4 protein-coding genes are annotated in these 2294 nt (G+C 45.1%); 1 reads left to right on the top strand and 3 read right to left on the bottom strand.

The window, feature by feature from the left end:
* Nucleotides 1-19 precede the first annotated feature (19 nt).
* From PVV60_RS10190 to PVV60_RS10180, 3 genes are all read right to left on the bottom strand, one after another.
* Complete coding sequence (locus PVV60_RS10190) at nucleotides 20-880, bottom strand: ParB/RepB/Spo0J family partition protein (RefSeq protein ID WP_273724637.1); 861 nt, start codon at nucleotides 878-880, stop codon at nucleotides 20-22.
* The gene (locus PVV60_RS10185; RefSeq protein ID WP_273724636.1) at nucleotides 880-1278 is read right to left on the bottom strand and encodes a hypothetical protein; all 399 of its coding nucleotides are present in this window, start codon (nucleotides 1276-1278) and stop codon (nucleotides 880-882) included. The genes PVV60_RS10190 and PVV60_RS10185 overlap by 1 nt, the downstream gene beginning before the upstream one ends.
* Before the next feature lie 188 nt (nucleotides 1279-1466).
* Nucleotides 1467-1772: a helix-turn-helix transcriptional regulator gene (locus tag PVV60_RS10180; RefSeq protein WP_273724635.1), complete on the bottom strand. Its 306-nt coding sequence runs from the start codon at nucleotides 1770-1772 to the stop codon at nucleotides 1467-1469.
* A gap of 151 nt (nucleotides 1773-1923) precedes the next feature.
* Here PVV60_RS10180 and PVV60_RS10175 point away from each other — a divergent pair.
* The coding region (locus PVV60_RS10175; RefSeq protein WP_273724638.1) for a helix-turn-helix domain-containing protein at nucleotides 1924-2294 on the top strand (371 nt) is incomplete at its 3' end.

Below are 2294 nucleotides of genomic sequence, written 5' to 3'. Positions count from 1 at the left end.
TGTTGAAAACCACGCATCTTCATGCCTGCTCCTCCCCCGATTGCTTGTTCAAATAATCATAAAACCGCGCCCGTGTCTGTGCATCTGCTCTCTGCCACACCCCTAACAATTGGGCAAAAATCCGTTCTTGTTCATTGATTTGGGGTGGCGTATTAACCCCATTGACCAAATCAACAGCCCGCCGCAAATCCCCCTCAACCTGTTGCAAAGCAATCGCCACCCGCCGTTGCGAAACCGGCTCCATCTCGGCAAGATTTAATAACTGCGCTTGATTATCTGCCAATGCCGTCCCTCGCAAAACAGAACGCAACTCCGGCTGTAGATGCTGGGCAATACAGTTGAGACGTTTTACAACATCTTGAGAAAAACCAATGCGGTCCGCCACATGTTCGGCAAAAGATAAAACTGTTCCTTTGCCATTTAAGTCACCATCATTTGGCAAAGGTGCAACTTGCACCTTTGCCACTTTGTCCTTTGTATATTGATTACCATGATCACCGCCACGTTGAATCTCCCCATACTTCTTTTCCCACAATTCGCGGTAAGTCTGGACAAAAAGCGCACGGTCAATAACAGACAATTCATTGCGAAAGAGGTTTTCTGCCACTTCTAAAAGCGCGGCATTATCCTTATCAGCCTGCACCACAACCGCATTAATTTTGCTATAGCCTAAAAGCTCCGCAGCCCGAAGCCGGTGCGCACCAGCAATAAGTGTATAATTGCCCTCTTTCGCATTGGGCGTATGGCGCACCGTAATAGGGTTCATCAACCCCTCCCGCGCCATTGATTGTGCAAGTGCCTTAGCATGCTCATCATCTACAGGGCGTATACGCTCCGGCACCACAATCACATCAAGAGCAAACTTTTGAAACTGTGCCATCACGCCCCCGCCTTTACCATTTCTTTAAAAAACAAATCCATCGCACGCCCCGCCCATCTTCGATAAGCTTTAGCAAATACAGGTTCTTCCAAACGCCGATTAATCACTTGTAAAGCAAGAAAGATAGCAGTCTGCTTCCGTACTTGCATGGCAACAATACGCCGCCGCGGCACCTCAAACTGATAATGCAAAATATGAATCGCAATCTGCCGTGCTAATATCGCATCAAATAAGCCATGCGGGGGGTCAATAACATACCGTATCGGTATATGTCGAAAGCCTCCACTCACGGCTTTTAAAGAACAGGAAAGCATCATTTGTAATCGCTCAGCTTCTGAATAAGGATTAAAAATTTCTCTTTTTTCCTCTGGCTTCCATAAATTATAAGCTGCAACCATAACCATCCCCCATTAGTAAAATCCGCTTACCACCTATGGAAAACAAAACTACCCAAACGGCTGTTCCATGATGCAACTCTATGCAATTTATCTTGCCCATTTCGTATTGATCTTTAGACATTGATAAACCTCTTTATCTTATGGTATCTAAATGCATGGCAAATGCGCAAAAACGCAAAGCCTAAAGTTCAAGAAGCATTACCGCGCAAAGTAGAATGCGCACGCGAATCTGTATTGGCATGTTTTGCTGCTTTAAAAATGCGACGGCGACTTTTGGGGTAGCGGTCGCTAAAAACCTGCTCAACGGGCAAACCGATAAAATCGGCAATGGCACGTTCAGCTTTCTCGTTAGACCGTGTCCAGATATGTTGAACACTGGATGACGAGAGTTGATAAGCTTTCGCGAGCTCCGCCAAGGTCATATTACGGCGGCGTAGCTCAGCTAAAATACTATGGCGATCCCATACTTGAATGCATGTTTGGGTGGTTGTCATAACTTTCGCTCCTGCTTCAAACGGATGCTCAAACCATCCGTTTTTTGTGGGGTTAATGGTAAAATATCTGCCCTCTATAGCGGGCGGTAATATGAGGTATAATGCAAAATTCGGCTTTTGCAAATGCCGAAAATGGATTTGGAGTGATTTTTTGGCACGACCTGAAAAAGAACCTACAACAGAACTCGCAAAACGATTACGTGAAATACGGCACACCCTTGGTTTCACAGAGCGCAAACAATTTGCTAAACATTTTGAAATCCCCGAAACGACTATGCGTAATTATGAAACGGGTTTGCAAGAACCCCCTGTATCTATAATGCGAATATATAAAGATCGCTGTGGAATATCCTTAGATTGGCTTGTCACTGGTGAAGGTGAAATGTTTAGTGACATGGCAAAGGCGAAAACATCAGGTTTTAAAGCGCCTACCATTCCTACTGGACTCATGAAAAAGCTTGGTCGCATAGCTTACACAACCTATCGCGATGCTAAAATAAAACTCCCCCCTGAAGATATAGC

Source organism: Bartonella sp. AU18XJBT (genome assembly GCF_028618595.1).
GTDB lineage: Bacteria > Pseudomonadota > Alphaproteobacteria > Rhizobiales > Rhizobiaceae > Bartonella.
This window is presented reverse-complemented; position numbering and strand designations above follow the sequence as displayed.

Coding starts and splice junctions, on each gene's coding strand:
- PVV60_RS10190 (WP_273724637.1), bottom strand. CDS start 880: ATGGCACAGTTTCAAAAGTTTGCTCTTGATGTGATTGTGGTGCCGGAG.
- PVV60_RS10185 (WP_273724636.1), bottom strand. CDS start 1,278: ATGGTTGCAGCTTATAATTTATGGAAGCCAGAGGAAAAAAGAGAAATT.
- PVV60_RS10180 (WP_273724635.1), bottom strand. CDS start 1,772: ATGACAACCACCCAAACATGCATTCAAGTATGGGATCGCCATAGTATT.